Here is a 21,878-nt window from a genome sequence, read left to right on the forward strand (position 1 = left end):
TGCCGGGCTCACCCGGCGATCCAGCCAGTTACGCCGTCGTCGCCAGCACCTGGTCGTCGCCGGCCGCGTCCATCTCGGCCTTCTGCTTGGCGCCGGCACCTTTCGTGCGCGAGCGCGAGGGTGGCAGGCGGCGCAGGGTCTTGAGCGCTTCGGCGTCCTTGATGCCGATGGTGCGCTGGTCGACCGTGATCAGCCCGATTTCGTTAAAGGCCGACAGGGTGCGGCTCACGGTTTCCAGCGTCAGGCCCAGGTAGCTGCCGATCTCGTGGCGCGTCATGCGCAAGTTGAACAGCTTGCTCGAGTAGCCCATCGCGGCGAAACGATCGGCCAGCGACACCAGGAAGCGTGCGACCCTGGCTTCGGCTGACAGGGCGCCGAGCATGCCGATCATGGCCTGTTCGCGCACCAGTTCGCGGCTCATGACGCCGTACATCAGGTTTTCGAGTTCCATGTGCACGCGGCCGAGAGCGGTCAGCTTCTTGAACGGTAGCAGGATCAGGTCGCAGTCGGACAAGGCGACTGCTTCCGAGGCGTAGTGGCGGGTGTGGATGCCGTCGACGCCGAGCATGTCGCCCTTCATTGGGAAGCTCAGCACCTGTTCGTTGCCGAACTCGTCGATCAGCACGGTTTTCAGGAAGCCGGAATTGACGATGTACAGGGTGTCGAAGGCCTGGCCGATGGTGTGGACGCGCTGGCCTGTCTTGAACTGGACGTGCTGGAACAGCAACTCTTCGGAATTGACCGAAACGGCGGCTGGGATGTGGAGCAGGTCGCAGACTTCTTTCAGGTTGGACCACAGGCGGCCCTGGCGTTGGCGGCCTGCTTCCATCGGGGTGGAATGCATGGTCGAGCTTGCGTTGCGTTGATCTGGCTGGGACTGCATGCTTTTTCTCCAGTGAAGAAATCTGTCTGGCGCGGCTTCATTCAGGAACCGCTGCCGGGTGCTTCAATAGGATTCATCAAGCGGCAGGCTTGGCTTACGGAGAGAAATTAGATCGCAAGCAAGTCGATACGCTGGAATTCAGTATGCCAACACGAGTTCGGCATTGGTATCAGCAATGGCTGAATGTGTAGGTAGGACGGCTGCTACGAGTGTAGGAATATTCTTACTAATGCGGGGCGTCACCGAATGAAGGGGGCAAAACCTGTTTTCGGATGAGCACGCTAGTGCACCGGGAGGCGCGTGGCGGGTATGGCACAAACGGGGCAAATACACTGTCAAACATCTTATCGCCCTGGCGCTCCGCCTTGGCGTTCGGCCTCCGGCAGGCGCCAGAGGCCGAAGCTTCATTTCCTTCGATCAGGCCTTCAGCGGCGACAGCAGGCGGTGCGCCACGGCGTACTGGACCATTTCCGACAGCGAGGTCATGCCCATCTTCTGCATGATGCGCGTCTTGTGGGTGCTGACCGTCTTCACCGACAGGTGCAGGTTGTTGGCGATCTCGGTGATCGATTTCCCGCCCACCAGTAGCGAAAACACCTCGAATTCGCGATCCGACAGCTGTTTGTGGAGCAATTGCTCATTCGGCGCCATGATGTTCAGCGCCAGCTGTTCAGCCACTTCGGTACTGATGTAGGGACGGCCCGAGGCGACCTTGCGGATCGCCCCCACCAGCTGCGTGCCCGCGCTTTCCTTGGTCAGGTAACCCTGGGCGCCGGCACGGATGGCACGCACTGCGTACTGCTCTTCCTCATGCATCGTGAGGATCAGCACCGCCAGCTTGGGCGCTTCGCTGCGCACCTGGCGGATCAGGTCGACCCCGCTGCGCCCGGGCATCGACAGGTCGAGCAGCAGCAGGTCGAAGCCGCCCTGGCGCACCAGCGACAGCACTTCGAAGCCGTTGGTGGCTTCGCCGACGATCTCGACATCGAGCGCGCCGTCCAGGATGCGCTTGAGGCCCTCGCGCATGATCGTGTGGTCATCTGCAATGACGATTCTTATCATAGATGCGTTTCTCCCCAGCGCCACGGCCCGCCGCAGCGTCTTCTATATAGATGCACGCCGCGCGCGGCGTGCCGGTGCCGGACCTACGAATCGACCGGCTCGTTGATCAGGCGGTGCACCAGCACTGGCCTGGTCGTATGCGACAACACTTTATTCGTGACGCTGCCCAGCAGGATCTGGCCCCAGCCGCTGCGCCCATGCGAGCCCATGAAGATCAGGTCGCAGCCCTCCTGCTCGGCGACGTCGACGATCTTGAGCGCCGTGGCGTCGGAGAACGCCGTCATGCAGCCATGGGCGAGCCCGGCCTTTTCGCAGGAGCGCATGATGCGGCTCATGTGGTCTGCGCCGGTACGCTTCATCTGTTCGATGTATTCCTCCTCGCTCGGATACGAGGGCGGAATGATTTCGACATACACCGGGTACTGGTATTCGGGTGCGACGAACAGCGCCAGCACCTCGGCCCCCATCTGTTGCGCGAACTTCACGCCGGCACAGGCCGTTTGCTGGGACACGGTCGAACCGTCGGTGGTGATCAGGATTTTCCGGTACATGATGATTCCTCCGAAACGCCACGCCATTGTGGCTCCTAGTGTGCGCTGATTGCTTGTCATAGCGCAAGCTGTTGACTTTGGTCAAACATGAGCTCGCCTCAACAAGACCCGGTCGCCCGAACGGGAAAAAAACGATGCACGATCGACGCGACTGTAAAAACAACACCTGGCTTGTGAAAACAATCAGGAACCGCACAATTTTATTGTCGCGGAATTAAGTTTCGTTGTCCATTTCAACGTACCGTCTTTTCCGACATTTACCTACGGCAACTACGCTGCTACACTCGCTGAATGATTTTTGGGCTTCCGGCATCGCGCACGACGCGCGCGGCAGTCCGCATCAGACCGCGCAGTACGTAATAAACGTACGCAACAAGCGCACGCACCAACGCACGTAACAACCGCGACATTTTTATTATGGAGAAGCAGGGATTATGACCGACGCCGCCGACGATTTCGACGCCTTATTCGAGGAAGTGGCAGCCCAGCGCGCCAGTGCGCCGGCCCCTGCGGCGGCCCCGGCCGCCCCGCCCGCAGTTGCCGAGGAAGACGACCTGGAAGCCCTGTTCGACCAGGCAGCGAGCCAGGCCGCCATGCCGGCGGCAAGCATTGGCATGACTTCCAGCGCCGTTTCCCTTCCTCCCGTGGCGGGCGCGGGCGAGGGCGTGGAAGGCGACAAGAACATGTACGAGCGCCTCGGCGGTATCGTGCGCCTGCTGCACGACTCGCTGCGCGAACTCGGCTACGACCGCGCGCTGACCGAGGCCTCGTCGCAGATCAGCGACGCCCAGGACCGCCTGGAATACGTGGCCACGCTGACCGAACAGGCCGCCAACAAGGTGCTCAACACGCTCGACGAAGGCATGCCGGCACAGGACAAGCTCTCGAAGCAGGCCCAGGACATGTCGGGCCGCTGGGATGCGCTGTTCTCCGGCAAGCTCAGCCTGGACGAGTTCAAGGCGCTGGCCGGCGATTCGCGCCAGTTCGCCCAGGCCGTCTCGGACGCGACCGAAGCCGAAAAGGCGCGCCTGCTGGAAATCATGATGGCCCAGGACTTCCAGGACATCACCGGCCAGCTGATCAAGAAAGTGGTCGCGATTACCAAGACCGTGGAAAACGAGCTGGCCCAGCTGCTGCGCGACAACGCGCCGCCAGAAACGCGCGCCAAGCTGGCCGAAAAGGAAGCTGCTCCGGTGCAGCTGATGTCGGGGCCGTCCGTGCCGTCCGCGGCGCTGGACCAGGACAATGTGGACGATCTTCTTGCCGATCTGGGATTCTAATGGACGATATGCTCAAGGACTTCGTCGTCGAGGCGATGGATCTGGCAGTCAATGTTGAAGAGCACCTCCTGCGCCTCGAACGCGATCCGGACAACAAGGAAACGCTGAACGCAGTGTTCCGCTCGTTCCACACGATCAAGGGCGGGGCCGGCTTCATGGGCCTGCCCGCGCTCGTGGCGGCCTGCCACCTGACCGAAAACCTGTTCGACGCGCTGCGCACGGGCGCCGCGCCGGTCACGCCGCTATCGATCGAAGCGGCGCTGCAGGCTTCGGGCTTCGTGGCCGACCAGTTGAACGACCTGAACAACGGCGCCACGCCGGAACAGCTGGCCCCGATGCCGCAAGACCTCGAACGCATCCTGACGGACGCGATCGAAGGCAAGGCCGAGGCCGCTGTTGCGGCCCCTGTAGTTGCCGCACCTGCCGTGGTCGCCCCAGTCACCGCGCCTGCTGCGCCGGTCGCGGCTGCCGCCGCCGGCGACGACGGCCTCGACTGGCCAGCCATGTACAACGCCGTCGTGCCGGCCGGCTTCGCCATCGCGACTGCCGCTGCGCCGGCCGCCGCTGCCGCCGCCGTGGCGCCCCCGGCGGCTCCCGCTGCCGCCCCGGCCGAGGCAGCCGCGGCCCCGGCAGCCAAGGCCGGCTGGGACGGCGTCGACCGCCGCGCCGGCGACAGCAAGACTGCCGTCGCCGCCCCCGCCAAGGACGAAAGCATCCGTATCGACGCGGTAAAACTCGACGCGCTGCTGGAAGTGGCCGGCGAATCGGTGCAGGCCGCCAACCAGGCTGCCGTGCTGCTGGAACGTCTGGCGCAGTTCAAGTTCGAAGGTCAGGCCGCCACCCTGATGGCCACGCTGACCGAAACGCTCGAGCGCGCCTCGCGCTACTCGGCCGAACTGCAGCGCGCCACGCTGGCCACGCGCATGCAGCCGGTGGGTCGTCTGTTCCAGAAATTCCCGCGCCTGGTGCGCGAACTGGCGAAAGACCTGGGCAAGGATGTCGAGCTGACCATCGAAGGCGCCGAAACCGAAGTCGACCGCGTCGTCGTCGACAGCCTGTACGACCCGCTGGTGCACATGCTGCGCAACGCGCTCGACCACGGTGTTGAGTCGCCGCAGGACCGCATCGCCGCCGGCAAGCCGGCCAAGGCCTTCATCCTGCTGAAAGCCTGGCAGGAAGCCAACAGCGTCATGATCGTGCTGCAGGACGACGGCAAGGGCATGGACCCGGCCAAGCTGCGCAAGAAAGCCATCGAGAAGGGCCTGATCGGCGAGACCGCCGCCCAGAACGACGAGGATGCCTACCAGCTGGTGTTCCTGCCGGGCTTCTCGACCAAGGAAGTGGCGTCCTCGGTCTCGGGCCGCGGCGTGGGCATGGACGTGGTCAAGACGGCGGTGGAAAAGAACCGTGGCGCGATCCGCATCGATTCCTCGCTCGGCCACGGCACCAAGTTCGCGATCCGCCTGCCGATCGAACTGTCGATCGTGCCGACGATGCTGGTCTCCACATCGGGTGCTTCGCTGGCGCTGCCGATGGCGGTCGTCGAGCGCGTGGTCGAGCTGCCCGAGAACTTCTCGCAGGTCGGCGGCGCCCCGGTGCTGAAAGACCAGGGCCGTCCGCTGCCGGTGCGCTCGCTGGCCGGCGCCCTCGGTTACGAGGAAGCGCCGGAACGCGTCGGCATCGTCATCAACGCCCCGCAGCCCTATATACTGGCGGTGGAAGCGGTCGACGGCACGGCCGACCTCGTGATCAAGCCGATGACCGCGCTGACCGTCGAAGGCGTGACCGGCACGGCGCGCTCGGCCGAGGGCGAGCTGGTGCTGGTGGTGGGGCTGTCGTTCCTGATGGATGGCTGCCGCAGTACGGTGCGCCTGGCCGCGTAAATTTCCGGCCGACGCACTTTTCTGGTGAAAAAGGGCCTTGAGGGTCCTTGCAATAAAAGCCCGCGCATCGCATGTGCGGGCTTTTTTTATTTGAATGGCGAATGCATTGTGCAAATATAATTAAGTAAAATACTTATCCATTAGCATAATCGTGCAAAACGGCCCCTCTTCTGCCGCAGTGCACAATTATGGCATAATCAAAAGCGCCCTCTTCAAGCGGTCGTTCCACCGGATATATCATCGGGATCAAGTATGCTCAAAACGCTGTACGACAAACTCTGGGAATCGCACGTTGTGCGTGCCGATGCCGACGGCACCACGGTGCTCTACATCGACCGCCACCTCGTCCATGAAGTGACCAGCCCGCAGGCCTTCGAGGGCTTGCGCGAGGCCGGCCGTCCGCTGTGGCGCACGTCCGCCAACCTGGCCGTGGCCGATCACAACGTGCCGACCACCGACCGCCGCGACGGCATTGCCGACCTGACCTCGCGTCTGCAGGTCGAAACGCTCGACGCCAACGCAAAGAGCTTCGGGCTCACCTATTTCAACATGAACGACCGGCGCCAGGGCATCGTCCACGTGATCGGGCCGGAGCAGGGCGCGACCCTGCCTGGCATGACGGTCGTCTGCGGCGATTCGCACACCTCCACCCACGGCGCCTTCGGCTGCCTGGCGCACGGCATCGGCACCTCGGAAGTCGAGCACGTGCTGGCGACGCAGACGCTGCTGGCCAAGAAATCGAAAGCGATGCTGGTGCAGGTCGACGGCTTGCTGCCGCCCGGCGTCACCGCGAAGGACATCGTGCTGGCCGTGATCGGGCGCATCGGCACCGCCGGCGGCACCGGCTACGCCATCGAATTCGGCGGCTCGACCATCCGCGCGCTGTCGATGGAAGGGCGCATGACGGTCTGTAACATGGCGATCGAAGCAGGCGCCCGCGCCGGCATGGTCGCGGTGGACCAGACCACGATCGACTACGTCAAGGGCCGCCCGTATTCGCCCAAGGGCGAGCAGTGGGAACAGGCCATCTCTTACTGGCGCACGCTGCACACCGACCCGGGCGCGCGCTTCGACCTGGTCGTGACGCTGGACGCGACCCAGATCCGCCCGCAGGTCACCTGGGGCACCTCGCCCGAGATGGTGACCTCGATCGACGGCCGCGTGCCCGATCCCGACCTCGAGAAAGACCCGGTGCGCCGCGACGCCATCGAGAAGGCGCTGGTCTACATGGCGCTGGCGCCGAATACCCCGATCGAAGACATCCGCATCGACAAGGTCTTCATCGGCTCATGCACGAATTCGCGCATCGAAGACCTGCGCGCCGCCGCGCTTGTGGTGCGCGGGCGCCAGCGTGCCGCGAACGTGAAGCTGGCCCTGGTCGTGCCGGGCTCGGGCCTGGTGAAAGAACAGGCCGAGCGCGAAGGGCTCGACAAGATTTTCAAGGCGGCCGGCTTCGAGTGGCGCGAACCGGGCTGCTCGATGTGCCTGGCGATGAACGCCGACCGCCTGGAACCGGGCGAGCGCTGCGCCTCGACCTCGAACCGCAACTTCGAGGGCCGCCAGGGGCAGGGCGGACGTACCCACCTGGTGTCGCCGGCGATGGCGGCAGCGGCGGGCATTGCCGGCCATTTCGTCGATGTGCGCGCACTCTAGAATAAAACGTTTTTTTGAACCACCGAACGACAGGAACAACATGAAAAAAGTATTCGCCCTTGCCCTCGCCGCCGTCGTCCTGACCGGCTGCAACACCATCTCCGGCATCGGCCGCGACGTGCAGAAAGTCGGCCAGGTCGTGACCGGCGCCGGCGGCCGCTAACCAACAGGCGACAGCCGAAGGAAGGAAGGCAGGGGACATGGACAAATTCATCGTACACGAAGGGCTGGTAGCGCCGCTCGACCGCGCAAACGTCGATACCGACGCGATCATCCCGAAGCAGTTCCTGAAGTCGATCCGGCGTACCGGCTTCGGCCCGAACCTGTTCGACGAGTGGCGCTACCTCGACCATGGCGAGCCGGGTCAGGATTGCACCCATCGCCCGTTGAACCCGGACTTCGTGCTGAACCAGCCGCGCTACGCGGGCGCCTCGATCCTGCTCACGCGTAAAAACTTCGGCTGCGGCTCCTCGCGCGAGCACGCGCCGTGGGCGCTGCAGCAGTACGGGTTCCGCGCCATCGTCGCGCCGAGCTTCGCCGACATCTTTTTCAATAATTGCTACAAGAGCGGGCTGCTGCCGATCGTGCTCACCGAAGCGCAGGTCGAGCAGCTGTTCAACGAAGTCAAGGCCTCTGTTGGTTTCAAATTGACTGTGGACCTCGGAAACCAGGTGCTGCGTTCGGCCGACGGGCGCATCGCTTTTGAATTTGCAATCGACGACTTCCGCAAGTACTGCCTGCTGAACGGCCTGGACGACATCGGCCTGACCCTGCGCCACGCCGACGAGATCCGCGCCTTCGAAGAACGCCACCTCGCACGCCAGCCCTGGCTGGCCAACGTTATTTAAGAAGAAAGCACGCATGAAGATTGCCATCCTGCCGGGCGACGGCATCGGCCCCGAAATCATGGAACAGGCCGTACGCGTGCTGGACGCGCTCGGCGAATCCTTCGAGACGGAACGCGCGGAAGTCGGCGGCGCCGGCTATGCCGCCCACGGCCACCCGCTGCCCGAGGCGACCCTGAAGCTGGCCAAGGAAGCCGACGCCGTGCTGTTCGGCGCCGTCGGCGACTACAAGTACGACACGCTCGAGCGCGCGCTGCGTCCCGAGCAGGCCATCCTCGGATTGCGCCGCGAACTCGGCCTGTTCGCCAACCTGCGCCCGGCGATCCTGTACCCGGAGCTGGCCGGCGCCTCGACCCTGAAACCCGAAGTCGTGTCGGGTCTCGACATCCTGATCATCCGCGAGCTGACCGGCGATATTTATTTCGGCAAGCCGCGCGGCGTGCGCGAGTGCCCCGACGGCCCGTTCAAGGGCCAGCGCGAGGGCTTCGACACGATGCGCTACGCGGAAGGCGAGATCCGCCGCATCGCCCATGTGGCCTTCCAGGCGGCGCAAAAGCGCGGCCGCCGGGTGACCAGCGTCGACAAGGCCAACGTGCTGGAAACCTTCCAGTTCTGGCGCGACATCGTTACCGATGTCCATCAGGAATACCCGGACGTCGAGCTCGAACACATGTATGTCGATAACGCGGCAATGCAGCTGGTGCGCGCGCCGAAGAAATTCGACGTTATCGTCACCGGCAACATGTTCGGCGACATCCTGTCCGATGCCGCCGCGATGCTGACCGGCTCGATCGGCATGTTGCCCTCGGCTTCGCTCGACGCCAACAACAAGGGCCTGTACGAACCGTCGCACGGCTCGGCGCCGGACATCGCCGGGCAGGGCATTGCGAACCCGCTGGCGACCATCCTGTCCGCCGCGATGATGCTGCGTTTTTCGCTCGGCAAACCGGAACAGGCCGACCGCATCGAATCGGCGGTCAAGAGCGTCCTCCAGCAGGGACTGCGCACAGCGGATATATTCGAGGATGGCACGCAGCGCGTTTCCACGTCCCAGATGGGCGACGCGGTGGTGCGGGCACTGGCACATTAATTCGTAGGGTGGGCTTTTAAGCCCACGCTGGAACGATGATCACAGTTAAAGGGAATCAAAGATGAAGTTAGTTGGCTTGGTAGGTTGGCGCGGCATGGTGGGTTCGGTCCTGATGCAGCGCATGCAGGACGAGGGCGATTTCGACCACATCGAGCCGGTGTTCTTTACCACCTCGAACCCGGGCGGCGCCGCGCCGAAAATGGCGAAGAACGAAACCACCTTGAAGAGCGCGCACGACATCGCGGCGCTGGCGAAGTGCGACATCATCATTTCCTGCCAGGGCGGCGACTACACGACGGAAGTATTCCCGGCGCTGCGCGCAGCCGGCTGGGACGGCTACTGGATCGACGCCGCCTCGACCCTGCGCATGAACGATGACGCCGTCATCGTGCTGGACCCGGTCAACCTCGACGTCATCAAGAACGCGCTGTCGCGCGGCGTGAAGAACTACGTCGGCGGCAACTGCACGGTGTCGTGCATGCTGATGGGCCTGGGCGGCCTGTTCGAGCAGGGGCTGGTCGAGTGGATGACTTCCATGACCTACCAGGCAGCGTCCGGCGGCGGCGCCCAGCACATGCGCGAACTGCTCACCCAGTTCGGCACGATCAACGGCGCGGTCAAGCCACTGCTGGACGACCCGGCTTCGGCGATCCTCGAGATCGACCGCGCGGTGCTGGCGACCCAGCACGGTCTCTCCGCCGACGAAACGAAGCAGTTCGGCGTGCCGCTGGCCGGCAACCTGATTCCGTGGATCGACAAGGACCTGGGCAACGGCCAGTCGAAGGAAGAGTGGAAGGCCGGCGCCGAGACCAACAAGATCCTCGGCCGCGGCGAAGGCTTTGGCACCAGCGCCATCCCGGTCGATGGCCTGTGCGTGCGGATCGGCGCCATGCGCTGCCACTCGCAGGCATTGACGATCAAGCTGAACAAGGACGTGCCGCTCGACGAAATCACCGACATCATCGCCTCGCACAACGAGTGGGTGAAGGTGGTGCCGAATACACGCGAAGCATCGATGCGCGACCTGTCGCCGGCGGCCACTACCGGGAGCCTGACCATTCCGGTCGGCCGCCTGCGCAAGATGTCGATGGGGCCGGGCTACCTGTCTGCCTTCACCGTCGGCGACCAGCTGCTGTGGGGCGCGGCCGAGCCGCTGCGCCGTATGCTGCGGATCGTGCTGGAGAAGTAATCGAAGTTTGCGCCGCGACAAGGTTGCGGCGCGCCCCCGCATCACCGCATCTTGACGATTCATCCACGATCGTTAATCCCGAGATAATTCAACAATCTCAATGTCGATATCGAATCGTTATCGATCACTCATCAAGCCCACAGTTTGATCTCGCTACGCCCCGTGGACCTTGCGTGCCGTAGTGCATGATGTTATGTTGAGACTTCCAGGAAACCGTCATTTCCCTCAGCTAACCTTCTCCTCCCCAACTATGCCACTGACCCGCCGCCCACAGATCATGTCGTCCGCGTTGAAAACGCTTACCGCAGCGGTCGCAAGTGCAGTGCTGCTGACTTCGGCGGCCACGGCGGCGGGACTGGGCAAGCTGACCGTGCTGTCTGCCCTCGGCCAGCCACTGCGCGCCGAGATCGAACTGAACGCCGTGTCCGCCGACGAAGCGTCCGGCCTGGTGGCGAAACTCGCCAGCGCCGATGCCTACCGCGCCGCCAACATCGATCTCAATCCGGCCCTGCTGGCATTGCGCTTCGCGGTCGAGCAGCGCGGCGGCCGCCATTTCGTGCGCATCACCTCGCCGCAGCCGCTGAACGAGCCTTTCGTCGACCTGCTGCTCGAACTGTCGTGGAATAACGGCCGCCTGGTGCGCGAATACACCTTCCTGCTCGACCCGGCCGAACTGCGCGCGACCCAGTCGGCGCAGGTGGCGCCAGTCCCGGCAGGCGCCCGTGCGCCACGCGGCACGGCCGCAGCCCCGGCGTCAACTTCAGCGCCCGCGCCGGCAGCCGAAGGGACGGCCAGGTCGCAGCGCAGCGCACGCGCCGACATCGCAGGCGAAGCGGCGCCCGGCGCCCGTGCAGGCGCCAAGTACCGCGTGCGCAGCGGCGACACGCTCAGCCGCATCGCTGGCCGCATCAAGCCGGTCGACATCTCGCTCGACATGATGCTCGTGGCCCTGTACCGCGCCAACCCGGACGCCTTCATCGGCAACAACATGAACCGCCTGAAGTCGGGCCAGATCCTGTCGGTGCCGAGCGCCGATTCGATGCGCGGCCTCGACGCCGGCGACGCGCACGGCACGGTCGTCGCGCACGCGGCCGACTTCAATGCCTACCGCGCCAAGCTGGCCGGGCAGGTGGCCACCAGCACCCCGGCGCGCGAGGCGCAGGCAGGGCAGAGCGCGACCGGCCGCATCACGGCCAAGGTCGAGGAGCGCCCGACTGCCGCCAACGAGTCGGCCGACCAGCTGCGCCTGTCCAAGGCCCTGCCTGCGAAGGCAGCCGGTGGCGCCGCCGCCGAGGACCTGGTCGCCCGCGAGAAGGAATTGGCCGACGCCCAGCAGCGCGTCAAGGAACTCGAGAAGAACGTCAGCGAGCTGGAAAGCCTGGTCACCGTCAAGAGCCAGGCCGGCGCCGCCGCCACCCAGCCACCGGCGGCGGCCACGCCAGCCCCGGCACCGGTAACTGCGACGGCGCCAGCGCCGGCGCAACCGGCACCGAAGATCAAACCCGCGCCGCAAGTGGCGCCTGCCGCCCCTGCCGAGACCAGCTTTGCCGACACCCTGATGGACAACATCGCCATCCTGGGCGCCGGTGCGGCCGTGCTGCTGCTGGCCGCGCTCGGCCTGTCGCAGCGCCGCAGGAAAGCGGCGGCGCCCAGGCCGGTGCCCTCCGTCCCGACCATCCTCGGCACCGCCGCCCAGCCGTCGCAGTCCTTGTTTGCAGAGACGGGCGGGCAGAACGTCGATACCCACGACAGCGTGTTCAATTCCAGCTTCGCGCCGTCGGCCAGCCAGTTGGACACCAATGAAGTCGATCCGCTGGCCGAGGCCGAGCTGTACCTGGCCTATAACTTCGACACCCAGGCCGAAGACATCCTGAAGGAAGCCCTGCGCAACGATGCGCTGCGCCACCCGGTGCGCCTGAAGCTGCTCGAGATCTACGCCGCCCGCAAGGACGTGCGCGCCTTTGAAACCCAGGCGACCGAACTGTACAGCCTCACCGGCGGCAAGGGGGACGAGTGGGCGCAAGCCGCCGCGCTCGGCCACACGCTTGACCCGGCCAACCCGATGTATGCGCAAGCCGCCGGCGCCGGTTTCGGAGGCGGCGCAGCCGTTGCCGCCGGCGCCGCGGGTGCAGGTGTTGCCGCGGGTGCTGCCGCAGGTGTCGCCACCGCCGCGCTCACGCATGATGCCGGCCCGCAGACCATGCTGTCGCAACAGCTGGAGCAGGCTTTCCGCAGCCGCGGCGAGACGCCCGAGATCATCGAACCGGCATCGACCGTGGACGCCGTCACCGGCGCTCCGGCAGGGAGCGATTTCGACCTCGACAGCCTCGGGCTGGGCCAGGACGCCACCGCGCTGCCGCAGCTGCACGACAGCGCGCCGGCCGCCGGCCAGAACGACAATTCGCTCGACTTCGACCTCGGCGGCCTGAGCTTCGAGCCCGTGTCCACGGTCGAGCCGACCTTCGGCACGCGCGCCGACGAGACGGCCGTGCCCGACCTCCAGTTCGACATGGCGCCGTTCGCGCCGCTCGACCCGGCGTCGGGCACGCCGCTGGCAACCGAGCCCGTGTCCAGCGACAGCCTGGACGACCTTGCTTTCGACATGAATTTTGGGGCATCCGATACGGCGCCTGACGCTGCGTCGGCGACCACGCCACTCGAACCGGTCGACGAAGACGACGCGTTTGTCCTCGACCTGTCGAAGACCGGCCCGAACACCGATATCGACATGGCCCAGCTGGCCCGTGAATTCGAGCTGCCGCCGCTGCCGGAGGCGCCTGCGGTCCAGTCCGCCACCGAGCCGGCCAGCGACCTCAAGGATCCGCTGTTCGACCTCGACGCAATGGACTTCGGCCTGGTCGATACGACGCCTGCAGCCCCGGTTGCCGTACGCGAGGAGCCGGTGTTCGACTTCGGCTCGACCGACCTCGACCTGAGCGCCCCGGCTGCGGCGGCCCAGACCGACAAGGACCCGCTGTTCGACCTCGACATGATGGACTTCGGCCAGTCGGTGCGGCCGGCGACCCCGACCCCGGGCACCCCGGCGCCGCAGTTCGACATGTCCGGCCTCGACCTCGACCTGCCGGCGCACGAGTTCGACTTGGCGGCCGAGCCGCTCCAGGGATTGTCCAATGAGTTGTCCAATGAGTCGGGCAACGATTCGGCCAATGCGGTGGCGGATGAATCGGGCAGCGGCAGCGCCGAGCTGACGGCCGCGCAGATGGAGATGGAGACCAAACTGGACCTGGCGATCGCCTACCAGGAGATTGGCGACAAGGAGGGTGCGCGCGAGCTGCTCGACGAAGTCATCAAGGGTGGTAACGTCGAACAGTCCAGCCGTGCCAGCGCCATGCGCGCGCAGTTGGCGTGACGCCGCACGTGACCCGAATCGCACTCGGGCTCCAGTACATCGGCACTGACTGGAGCGGATACCAGAAACAGCCTTCGCGCGACACCGTCCAGGACGCGCTTGAAATCGCGCTCGAAAAATTCGCCTGCACCCCGCTTGCCACCACCTGCGCCGGCCGCACCGACGCCGGCGTGCATGCGGTCGAGCAGGTGGTCCATTTCGACACCGAATTGAACCGCCCCGCGCAAAGCTGGGTACGCGGCACGAATGCCTTCCTGCCCGATTCGATCACCGTGCGCTGGGCGCTGGAAGTCGCGCCGAACCTCGACGGCCAGGACTTCCACGCGCGCTTCTCGGCCCGGGCGCGCACCTATCATTACGTCCTGTACAACAATCCGAATCCATCGGCGCTGCTGGCCGGGCGCGCCGGCTGGGTGTTTCGCCCGCTCGATGTCGAGCGCATGCGCGCCGCCGCGCGCCACCTGATCGGCACCCACGACTTTTCTTCGTTCCGCGCCGCCAGCTGCCAGGCGAATACCCCGATCAAGGACATGCAGGAGCTGAGCATCGAGCGGCGCGGCGACATCATCGTCTTCACCGTGCGCGCCAGCGCCTTCCTGCACCACATGGTGCGCAACCTGGTCGGGGCGCTGGTCTATGTCGGCCTCGGGCGCCAGGAGCCGGAATGGATGGCCGAGGTGCTGCTGGCGCGCGACCGCGACGCCGCCGCGCCCACCTTCATGCCCGATGGCCTGTACCTCGCCAAAATCGATTACGATCCACGGTGGGGACTGCCGCAGGAGGCGGCCCCGCCGCTGCCCTGGCTGTAAGGCAGGTCCTGGGAATCCTTATGAATCGTACCCGTATTAAAATCTGCGGCATCACCCGCGAGGAAGACCTGCGCGCAGCCGTCGCGCTCGGAGCCGACGCGCTCGGCTTCGTGTTCTACCCGAAAAGCCCGCGCTACCTCGCGCCGGAACAATTTGCCGCGCTCGGCGCCCTGGTGCCGCCGTATGTCAGTTCGGTGGCCCTGTTCGTCAACGCCAGCCTGGAAGAGGTGAGGGCGGTGACGGACGCGGCCCCGGTCGCGCTGCTGCAGTTCCACGGCGACGAAACAATGGAAGAGTGCGCACGGATCGCCGCCGCGGTGAAGCGCCCGTTCGTGCGCGCCTACCGCGTCAAGCCGGACACGACGCCTTTTGAACTGCTAGAATGCGAACTCGCATACCGCGCCGCCAGTCCCTGGTTTTCAAGCCTCCTGCTCGACACCCATGTGGACGCCTACGGCGGCGCCGGAAAGGTCTTCGATTGGTCAGTTATTCCAAAAGAGCTCGCGCCTCGGGTCGTTTTGAGTGGTGGCTTGAGCGTGCAAAACGCCATTGAGGCGGTAGCACGCGTACGCCCCTGGGCCGTCGACATCAGCAGTGGTGTCGAAGCGGCCAAGGGGATCAAGGACGCCCGCAAGATCGCCGGTTTCATTGCGGCGGTCAGGGTTGCCGATACCACCGCCGATGCCACCATTGAAAGCCAAACCCATGAAACCGATTCAGGAAGCAGCCCTGGAAGTCACCCAGGAAGCACAAGCTGAGCGCGGCCCTGCCGCCTTGTTCCAGACCCTTGAATACCAGTTCCCCGACGCCCGGGGCCACTTCGGCCCCTACGGCGGCAGTTTCGTTGCCGAGACACTGACCCATGCGCTGGCCGAGCTGAACGAAGCCTACGCCCGTTATTCCGTCGACCCCGAGTTCCTCGAAGAATTCCGCTACGAGCTGGCCCATTTCGTCGGCCGCCCGTCGCCGGTCTACCACGCCAAGCGCTGGTCGGAACTGGCCGGCGGCGCCCAGGTTTTCCTCAAGCGCGAAGACCTGAACCACACCGGCGCCCACAAGATCAATAACGTCATCGGCCAGGCGCTGCTGGCGCGGCGCATGGGCAAGAAGCGCATCATCGCCGAAACCGGCGCCGGCCAGCACGGCGTGGCCACTGCCACCATCTGCGCGCGCTTCGGCCTCGAGTGCGTGGTCTACATGGGCAGCGAGGACGTCAAGCGCCAGGCCCAGAACGTCTACCGCATGAAGCTGCTGGGCGCGACCGTGGTCCCGGTCGAATCCGGCTCGAAGACCCTGAAGGACGCGCTCAACGAAGCGATGCGCGACTGGGTCACCAACATCGAAAACACCTTCTACATCATCGGCACCGTGGCCGGCCCGCATCCTTACCCGATGATGGTGCGCGACTTCCAGTCGGTGATCGGCGAGGAATGCCGGGTGCAGATGCCGCAGATGACCGGGCGCCAGCCCGACTACGTGGTGGCCTGCATCGGCGGCGGCTCGAACGCGATGGGCATCTTTTATCCGTATATCGACGAGCCGGGCGTCAAGCTCGTGGGCGTCGAGGCGGCCGGCGAGGGACTCGATTCGGGCAAGCACTCGGCCTCGCTGACGGCGGGTTTCCCGGGCGTGTTGCACGGCAACCGGACCTATCTGCTGCAGGATGCGAACGGCCAGATCATCGAGACCCATTCGGTGTCGGCGGGCCTGGACTATCCCGGCGTCGGCCCGGAGCACGCCTGGCTGAAGGATTCGGCGCGCGCCGAATACGTGTCGATCACCGACGACGAGGCGCTGCAGGCCTTCCACGACTGCTGCCGCATCGAGGGCATCATCCCGGCGCTCGAATCCTCGCACGCGATTGCCTACGGCGTGAAACTGGCGGCCACGTTGCCCAAGGACCAGCTCATCCTGGTCAACCTGTCGGGCCGCGGCGACAAGGACATGCATACGGTGGCGCAGCGCATGGGGCTGGATTTCAGCTGATCCTTTTGTAGGCACATGCAGGTTGAACGCGTGGACGTAATTCCGGCCATTGGCCGAAATTACCCCGTCCACGCGTTCAACGGATTCATGCAAACCGCGACCTCACATTTGACATTCAAATAACGAACACATCATGTCCCGAATCGAATCCACCTTCGCCGCCCTGCGCCAGCAAGGCAAGACCGGCCTCGTCACCTTCATCACCGCCGGTGATCCCGGCCCCGACCTCACCGTCCCGCTGATGCACGCGCTGGTCGCGGGCGGCGCCGATGTCCTGGAACTGGGCGTCCCGTTTTCCGACCCGATGGCCGAGGGCCCGGTCATCCAGCGCGCCTGTGAACGCGCCCTGAAATTCGGCATCGGCCTGCCCGACGTTTTCAACTATGTGCGCGAGTTCCGCAAGACGAACGCCGATACGCCGGTCGTCCTGATGGGCTACGCGAATCCGATCGAGCGCATCGGCCCCGACAACTTCATTCGCTGCGCCAAAGACGCCGGCGCCGACGGCGCCATCGTCGTCGACTATCCGCCGGAAGAGTGCGAAGCCTTTGCCGACGCCATGCGCGACAACGGCCTCGACCTGATCTTCCTGCTGGCGCCGACCTCCACGGTCGAGCGCATCCGGCAGGTCGCGCGCTATGGCAGCGGCTTCAGCTATTACGTCTCGCTGAAAGGCGTGACCGGCGCCGGCACCATCGATACGGCCGATGTGGCGCGCCGTGTGGCCGCCATCCGCGAGCACGTCAGCCTGCCGATCGGCGTGGGCTTCGGCATTCGCGACGCCGAGACGGCCAGGGCGGTCGCCTCGGTGGCTGATGCGGTCGTGATCGGCAGCCGCATCATCCAGGAGATCGAGAACGCGGGCCCGCAGGCGGCGGTGCCGGCCGTGCAGTCCTTCGTGGCCGGTATCCGGGCCGCGCTCGACAGCCGGGAGCAAGAGGTGCGATAAAGCGCCTGCGCCTTCACAGGGAAGCCGGCAGCGGATTTATGCGCTGCCGGCTTTCTTACTTCTTGCTTGTCGCCTTGCTATCGGTGCGGTACATTAAGCGCAATTAATCTTGCATGGAAGACACATCGTGAAAAAGCAAATCGTCAGCGTATCGGTCCTGCATAACGCCAAACTCATGGCGGCCCTTTACTTCGTCATCTCCATTCCCCTGGTCATTCTGATGACTATTCCCACGCTCATGCAGGAGGGGGCAGGCGCTTCGTTGCTGCTCGTGATCCTGCTGCCCGTGCTCTACTTGGCGTTTGGATTCGTGCTCACGCTGTTTGGCGCTTGGGTGTATAACGGGATTGCAGCGCGCGTCGGCGGATTCGAGTTCACAACGAGCGAGGTCGATGGCGTTGTCCATAAGGATTGATTGCCAGACACACAAGCGGTGACAAGCCGGGCGCCAGCGGCTACACTACGCCCCATTCAAGAATTGCCGCAAAGGAGAGAACATGAGTTGGTTGGAAAAACTGCTGCCCCCCCGAATCCAGCGCTCCGATGTCGCCAACCGCAAGACCATGCCCGAAGGGCTGTGGGTCAAGTGCCCATCATGCGAAGTGGTACTGTACCGCGCCGACCTCGAATCGAACCTGCATGTCTGCCCGAAGTGCGACCACCACATGCGCATCCGCGCACGCAGCCGCCTCGACGGCCTGCTCGACGAAGGCGGCCGCTATGAAATCGGCCAGGAAGCACTGCCGGTCGATACCCTGAAATTCAAGGACAGCAAGAAGTATCCTGACCGGCTCAAGGCGGCAATGGAGGCCACCGGCGAAACCGACGCGCTCATCGTCCAGGGCGGCTCGATCATGAGCCTGCCGGTCGTCGTCGCCTGCTTCGAGTTCGAATTCATGGGCGGCTCGATGGGTTCCGTCGTCGGCGAACGCTTCGCCCGTGGCGCCCAGGTCGCACTGGAACAGAAAGTGCCGTTCATCTGCATCACCGCTACCGGCGGCGCCCGCATGCAGGAAGGCCTGCTGTCGCTGTTGCAGATGGCCAAGACCACGGCCATGTTGACCAAGCTGTCGGAAAAGAAACTACCCTTCATCAGCGTGCTGACCGACCCGACCATGGGTGGCGTGTCGGCCTCGTTCGCCTTCATGGGCGACGTCGTGATTGCGGAACCGAAGGCGCTGATCGGCTTTGCCGGTCCGCGCGTGATCGAGAACACCGTGCGCGAAAAGCTGCCGGAAGGCTTCCAGCGCGCCGAATTCCTGGTGCAAAAGGGCGCCGTTGACATGATCGTCGACCGCCGCAAGATGCGCGAAGAAATCGCCCGTCTCTTGGCGCTGCTGCAGAACCAGCCAGCCGAAGTCATCGCCTGATTGTCGTCTGAATAGGCTCCGGCCGGCCGTCCGCACTGCGGGTCGCCGGCCTTTCTTTTTTCAAGCTTCACACTGACCATGCCCAATCTCCCCACCACCTTGCCCGACTGGCTGGCGCTGATCGAGTCGCGCCATGCCGAAACCCATATCGACATGGGCCTGGACCGCGTACGCGCCGTCAAGGAGCGCATGCAGCTGCAATTTGAATGCCCGGTCATCATGGTCGCCGGCACCAACGGCAAGGGCTCGACCTGCGCGATGCTCGAGTCGATCCTGCTGCACGCCGGCTACCGCGTCGGCCTCTACATCAAGCCGCATTTCCTCGACTTCAACGAGCGTGCCCGTATCAATGGCGAGATGGCGAGCGACGCCATGCTGGTCGAGGCCTTCGATTATGTGGAAGCGCAGCGCGGCGACGTGTCGCTCACCTATTTCGAGTTCACGACGCTGGCGATCATGCACCTGATCTCGAAGGCCGGCGTCGACGTGGCGATCCTCGAGGTGGGCCTGGGCGGGCGCCTGGACGCGGTGAACGTGGTCGATGCCGACGTGGCCATCGTCACCAGCATCGATATCGACCATAGCGACTACCTGGGCGACACGCGCGAAGCGATCGGTTTTGAGAAGGCCGGCATCTTCCGGCCGGGCAAAGCGGCGATCTGCAGCGATCCGCTGGCGCCGCAGTCGCTCATCCAGCACGCGGCCGACATCGGCGCCGACCTGTGGCTGATCGGGCGCGACTTCAACTTCCAGGGCGACCAGCAGCAGTGGAGCTATGGCGGGCGCACCCAGCGCCGCAATTCGCTGGCCTATCCGGCGCTGCGCGGCGCGAACCAGCTATTGAATGCTTCGGCCGCGCTGGCCGCGCTGGAAGCCTTGCGCATGCAGTTGCCGGCCGGCGCCCAGGAAGTACGCACCGGCCTGGCCCTGGTCGAACTGCCGGGCCGCTTCCAGGTGTTGCCGGGCCGCCCGACGACGGTGCTCGACGTCGCCCACAATCCCCATGCTTCCGCCACGCTGGCGCAGAACCTCGGCAACATGGGCTTTCACCGCTACACCTATGCCGTATTCGGCATCATGGAAGACAAGGACATCGACGGCGTGCTCGCCCCGATGGCCGGGCTGATCGACCACTGGTGCGTGGCCGACCTGGATTCCCCACGCTCGGCGGCCAGCGCGAACCTGGCCGAAAAAGTCGCCGCGCTGCGTCCCGCGGGGGCGAAAGAGGGCGATTTTTCGGTCACCGCTTTCCCTGACCCGGCCGCGGCGTTCGCAAATGCGGTGAGCCGTGCTGAGGAGAATGATAGAATTGTGGTCTTTGGTTCGTTCTACACCGTCGCCGGCGTGATGGCGGCCCGAAAAAACTCACTTCACTGACATAAGACGCATGGGCTTGTTCTCGATTTTTAGTAAAAACAAGCAAGACAGCACCGCCCAGGACAGTGGCCGTTTTTCCCGCGACGATGACGACTTCGGGCAGCAGGCCCGCGCCAAGCGCGCGTCGCATGCGAACGAAGCGGGGAGCAGCGGCGGTGGAGGGTCTCGCCGCAGCCGCAGCGGCGGCGACCCGATGCTGCCGGAGAAGAAGCGCGCGCGCCGCCGCCTGGTCGGCGCCATCGCGCTGGCCCTCGCTGCCGCCGTCGGCCTGCCGATGCTGCTCGACTCCGAGCCACGTCCTTTGGCCGGCGACATCGCCATCCAGATCCCTTCGAAAGAAAAAGCGCCCCCGCTGCCGATGCCGGCAAGCCCGGTGCCGGCCGACAGCGTCGACGAGGACGAAGAAGTCATCACCGCCCCGCCGCTGGGCGCGCCTGCGCCGCGTGCTTCCACCGTGACGCCGCCGGCAAAAGACCCTGGACCGGTGGCGATCATGACGGACGACGCGCCTTTGTACACGGAACCGCAAGTCAAGCGCACGTTGCCGGAAACGAAGCCGGCCGCGCGCAAGCCTGAACCGAAGCCAGAATCCAAGCCCGAGCGCAAGGTCGCCGAAAAACCGGTTGAAAAGCCGGTTGAAAAGCCGGTCGACAAGCCGGCGCCGAAGAAACCTGAAGCCAAGCCGGACACGACGCACCCGAAGGCGACGGAAGCCGCCCGCGCGCTGGCGCTGCTCGAGGGCAAGAACACTGCCAAGCCAGTCGAGAAGGCGGAGCCGCCGGAGAAGAAGCCGGAAGCTGCTCAGCGCTACGTGGTGCAGGTTGCCGCCCTGGCGACCCAGGAAAAGGTGGCGGAGCTCCAGTCGCGCCTGCGCGCTGCCGGCGTCAGCTCGTACACCCAGAAGTCGGGCGCCCTGATCCGTGTCCGCGTCGGCCCCTTCGCCAGCCGCGAAGAAGCCGAAAAGACGCGCGCCAAGTTCGGCGGCAACCTGGTGGCGGAGTGAGCCCGATGGTCGAGGCGGGTGGTTGGGTCAAGTAACTGAGGCGACGTGACGATTTTCGATTATCTGGTATTGTTCGTGCTGGTGTCCTCGGTCGTGATCAGCACCTTGCGCGGCCTGGTCAAGGAGATCCTGTCGCTGCTGGGCTGGATCGTGGCCTTCGTCGTGGCCAATATGTATGGCGCGCAGCTCGGGCCAATGCTGCCGGAGATGATCCCCGGCGAGACAGTCCGCCTGATCGTGGCGTTCATCGCCCTGTTCCTTGGCGTGCGTATCCTGATGGGCCTGCTCTCGCTGGCGATCGGCGCACTGGTCGAGGCATCCGGCCTGTCGCTGGCTGACCGCGGCCTCGGTGGCGTGTTCGGCCTGGCGCGCGGAGTTGTCATCGTGCTCGCCGCCGTCATATTGTGTTCCATGACCTCCATCCCCCAACAAGCATTCTGGAAAGACGCGCTATTGTCCCCGCTGGCCGAGACCGGAGCGCGCACTGTCAAGCCCTTTCTTCCTGCTGCCTTCGCGCAGCATGTAAAGTTTTGAAGTCTCATTTTTTACATTTTGTAACTGCATTCAGTTCTTAGGAG

20 protein-coding genes are annotated in these 21,878 nt (G+C 64.9%); 17 read left to right on the forward strand and 3 right to left on the reverse strand.

Annotated features, from left to right (window positions below; translation table 11 throughout):
- Positions 1-28 precede the first annotated feature (28 nt).
- The 3 genes from ACFPN5_RS18850 to ACFPN5_RS18860 all read right to left on the reverse strand — a co-directional run bounded on the left by ACFPN5_RS18850 (position 29) and on the right by ACFPN5_RS18860 (position 2,496).
- Complete coding sequence (locus ACFPN5_RS18850; RefSeq protein WP_379785743.1) at positions 29-829, reverse strand: Crp/Fnr family transcriptional regulator; 801 nt, start codon at positions 827-829, stop codon at positions 29-31.
- Positions 830-1,300: 471 nt separating this feature from the next.
- Positions 1,301-1,945, reverse strand: a complete 645-nt coding sequence (locus ACFPN5_RS18855; RefSeq protein WP_379785323.1) for a response regulator — start codon at positions 1,943-1,945, stop codon at positions 1,301-1,303.
- Positions 1,946-2,028: 83 nt separating this feature from the next.
- Complete coding sequence (locus ACFPN5_RS18860; RefSeq protein ID WP_379785324.1) at positions 2,029-2,496, reverse strand: universal stress protein; 468 nt, start codon at positions 2,494-2,496, stop codon at positions 2,029-2,031.
- Positions 2,497-2,930: 434 nt separating this feature from the next.
- Here ACFPN5_RS18860 and ACFPN5_RS18865 point away from each other — a divergent pair, with 434 nt between their 5' ends.
- From ACFPN5_RS18865 to ACFPN5_RS18945, 17 genes are all read left to right on the forward strand, one after another.
- Positions 2,931-3,776, forward strand: coding sequence for a protein phosphatase CheZ (locus ACFPN5_RS18865; protein WP_379785325.1), 846 nt, complete (start codon positions 2,931-2,933; stop codon positions 3,774-3,776).
- On the forward strand, positions 3,776-5,659 hold the full coding sequence (locus tag ACFPN5_RS18870) for a chemotaxis protein CheA (RefSeq protein ID WP_379785326.1): 1,884 nt from the start codon (positions 3,776-3,778) through the stop codon (positions 5,657-5,659). Before ACFPN5_RS18865 ends, ACFPN5_RS18870 begins: the two co-directional genes overlap by 1 nt.
- A 252-nt stretch (positions 5,660-5,911) precedes the next feature.
- Positions 5,912-7,312, forward strand: coding sequence for a 3-isopropylmalate dehydratase large subunit (gene leuC / locus ACFPN5_RS18875; RefSeq protein ID WP_379785328.1), 1,401 nt, complete (start codon positions 5,912-5,914; stop codon positions 7,310-7,312).
- Between the two features lie 40 nt (positions 7,313-7,352).
- Positions 7,353-7,475 (forward strand): lipoprotein, encoded by a 123-nt coding sequence (locus ACFPN5_RS18880; RefSeq protein WP_379785329.1) that lies wholly within the window; start codon positions 7,353-7,355, stop codon positions 7,473-7,475.
- A gap of 37 nt (positions 7,476-7,512) precedes the next feature.
- Positions 7,513-8,160 carry a 3-isopropylmalate dehydratase small subunit gene (gene leuD, locus ACFPN5_RS18885; protein ID WP_379785330.1) on the forward strand — a complete coding sequence of 216 codons (648 nt, stop codon included), beginning with the start codon at positions 7,513-7,515 and terminating at the stop codon, positions 8,158-8,160.
- Between the two features lie 13 nt (positions 8,161-8,173).
- The gene (gene leuB, locus ACFPN5_RS18890; protein ID WP_379785331.1) at positions 8,174-9,247 is read left to right on the forward strand and encodes a 3-isopropylmalate dehydrogenase; all 1,074 of its coding nucleotides are present in this window, start codon (positions 8,174-8,176) and stop codon (positions 9,245-9,247) included.
- Positions 9,248-9,308: 61 nt separating this feature from the next.
- Positions 9,309-10,436, forward strand: a complete 1,128-nt coding sequence (gene asd / locus ACFPN5_RS18895) for an aspartate-semialdehyde dehydrogenase (protein WP_379785332.1) — start codon at positions 9,309-9,311, stop codon at positions 10,434-10,436.
- A gap of 322 nt (positions 10,437-10,758) precedes the next feature.
- Positions 10,759-13,806: a motility hub landmark protein FimV gene (locus ACFPN5_RS18900; RefSeq protein ID WP_379785333.1), complete on the forward strand. Its 3,048-nt coding sequence runs from the start codon at positions 10,759-10,761 to the stop codon at positions 13,804-13,806.
- Between the two features lie 8 nt (positions 13,807-13,814).
- Positions 13,815-14,615, forward strand: a complete 801-nt coding sequence (gene truA, locus ACFPN5_RS18905; RefSeq protein ID WP_379785334.1) for a tRNA pseudouridine(38-40) synthase TruA — start codon at positions 13,815-13,817, stop codon at positions 14,613-14,615.
- 20 nt (positions 14,616-14,635) lie between these two features.
- The gene (locus tag ACFPN5_RS18910; RefSeq protein WP_379785335.1) at positions 14,636-15,373 is read left to right on the forward strand and encodes a phosphoribosylanthranilate isomerase; all 738 of its coding nucleotides are present in this window, start codon (positions 14,636-14,638) and stop codon (positions 15,371-15,373) included.
- The gene (gene trpB / locus ACFPN5_RS18915; RefSeq protein WP_379785336.1) at positions 15,321-16,601 is read left to right on the forward strand and encodes a tryptophan synthase subunit beta; all 1,281 of its coding nucleotides are present in this window, start codon (positions 15,321-15,323) and stop codon (positions 16,599-16,601) included. The genes ACFPN5_RS18910 and trpB overlap by 53 nt, the downstream gene beginning before the upstream one ends.
- 133 nt (positions 16,602-16,734) lie before the next feature.
- Complete coding sequence (gene trpA / locus ACFPN5_RS18920; protein WP_379785337.1) at positions 16,735-17,550, forward strand: tryptophan synthase subunit alpha; 816 nt, start codon at positions 16,735-16,737, stop codon at positions 17,548-17,550.
- Between the two features lie 127 nt (positions 17,551-17,677).
- Positions 17,678-17,965 (forward strand): hypothetical protein, encoded by a 288-nt coding sequence (locus tag ACFPN5_RS18925; protein WP_379785338.1) that lies wholly within the window; start codon positions 17,678-17,680, stop codon positions 17,963-17,965.
- An 82-nt stretch (positions 17,966-18,047) separates the two neighbouring features.
- A complete protein-coding gene (gene accD, locus ACFPN5_RS18930) occupies positions 18,048-18,920 on the forward strand; it encodes an acetyl-CoA carboxylase, carboxyltransferase subunit beta (RefSeq protein ID WP_379785339.1) in 873 nt (290 codons plus the stop codon).
- A gap of 78 nt (positions 18,921-18,998) precedes the next feature.
- Positions 18,999-20,297, forward strand: coding sequence for a bifunctional tetrahydrofolate synthase/dihydrofolate synthase (gene folC / locus ACFPN5_RS18935; protein WP_379785340.1), 1,299 nt, complete (start codon positions 18,999-19,001; stop codon positions 20,295-20,297).
- A gap of 10 nt (positions 20,298-20,307) precedes the next feature.
- Positions 20,308-21,300 (forward strand): SPOR domain-containing protein, encoded by a 993-nt coding sequence (locus ACFPN5_RS18940; protein WP_379785341.1) that lies wholly within the window; start codon positions 20,308-20,310, stop codon positions 21,298-21,300.
- A gap of 45 nt (positions 21,301-21,345) precedes the next feature.
- Positions 21,346-21,834, forward strand: coding sequence for a CvpA family protein (locus ACFPN5_RS18945; protein ID WP_379785342.1), 489 nt, complete (start codon positions 21,346-21,348; stop codon positions 21,832-21,834).
- Positions 21,835-21,878: the final 44 nt, after the last annotated feature.

It is taken from the genome of Massilia niabensis, from assembly GCF_042655085.1.
Taxonomy (GTDB): domain Bacteria; phylum Pseudomonadota; class Gammaproteobacteria; order Burkholderiales; family Burkholderiaceae_D; genus Telluria; species Telluria niabensis.

Bases quoted from the DNA above. Each gene is read 5' to 3' on its own strand.
- ACFPN5_RS18870 (WP_379785326.1), top strand. From the start codon at position 3,776: ATGGACGATATGCTCAAGGACTTCGTCGTCGAGGCGATGGATCTGGCA.
- ACFPN5_RS18910 (WP_379785335.1), top strand. From the start codon at position 14,636: ATGAATCGTACCCGTATTAAAATCTGCGGCATCACCCGCGAGGAAGAC.
- ACFPN5_RS18940 (WP_379785341.1), top strand. From the start codon at position 20,308: ATGGGCTTGTTCTCGATTTTTAGTAAAAACAAGCAAGACAGCACCGCC.
- trpB (WP_379785336.1), top strand. From the start codon at position 15,321: ATGAAACCGATTCAGGAAGCAGCCCTGGAAGTCACCCAGGAAGCACAA.
- ACFPN5_RS18850 (WP_379785743.1), bottom strand. From the start codon at position 829: ATGGAAGCAGGCCGCCAACGCCAGGGCCGCCTGTGGTCCAACCTGAAA.
- leuB (WP_379785331.1), top strand. From the start codon at position 8,174: ATGAAGATTGCCATCCTGCCGGGCGACGGCATCGGCCCCGAAATCATG.
- ACFPN5_RS18860 (WP_379785324.1), bottom strand. From the start codon at position 2,496: ATGTACCGGAAAATCCTGATCACCACCGACGGTTCGACCGTGTCCCAG.
- ACFPN5_RS18855 (WP_379785323.1), bottom strand. From the start codon at position 1,945: ATGATAAGAATCGTCATTGCAGATGACCACACGATCATGCGCGAGGGC.
- ACFPN5_RS18880 (WP_379785329.1), top strand. From the start codon at position 7,353: ATGAAAAAAGTATTCGCCCTTGCCCTCGCCGCCGTCGTCCTGACCGGC.
- leuD (WP_379785330.1), top strand. From the start codon at position 7,513: ATGGACAAATTCATCGTACACGAAGGGCTGGTAGCGCCGCTCGACCGC.
- ACFPN5_RS18865 (WP_379785325.1), top strand. From the start codon at position 2,931: ATGACCGACGCCGCCGACGATTTCGACGCCTTATTCGAGGAAGTGGCA.
- trpA (WP_379785337.1), top strand. From the start codon at position 16,735: ATGTCCCGAATCGAATCCACCTTCGCCGCCCTGCGCCAGCAAGGCAAG.
- leuC (WP_379785328.1), top strand. From the start codon at position 5,912: ATGCTCAAAACGCTGTACGACAAACTCTGGGAATCGCACGTTGTGCGT.
- folC (WP_379785340.1), top strand. From the start codon at position 18,999: ATGCCCAATCTCCCCACCACCTTGCCCGACTGGCTGGCGCTGATCGAG.
- accD (WP_379785339.1), top strand. From the start codon at position 18,048: ATGAGTTGGTTGGAAAAACTGCTGCCCCCCCGAATCCAGCGCTCCGAT.
- asd (WP_379785332.1), top strand. From the start codon at position 9,309: ATGAAGTTAGTTGGCTTGGTAGGTTGGCGCGGCATGGTGGGTTCGGTC.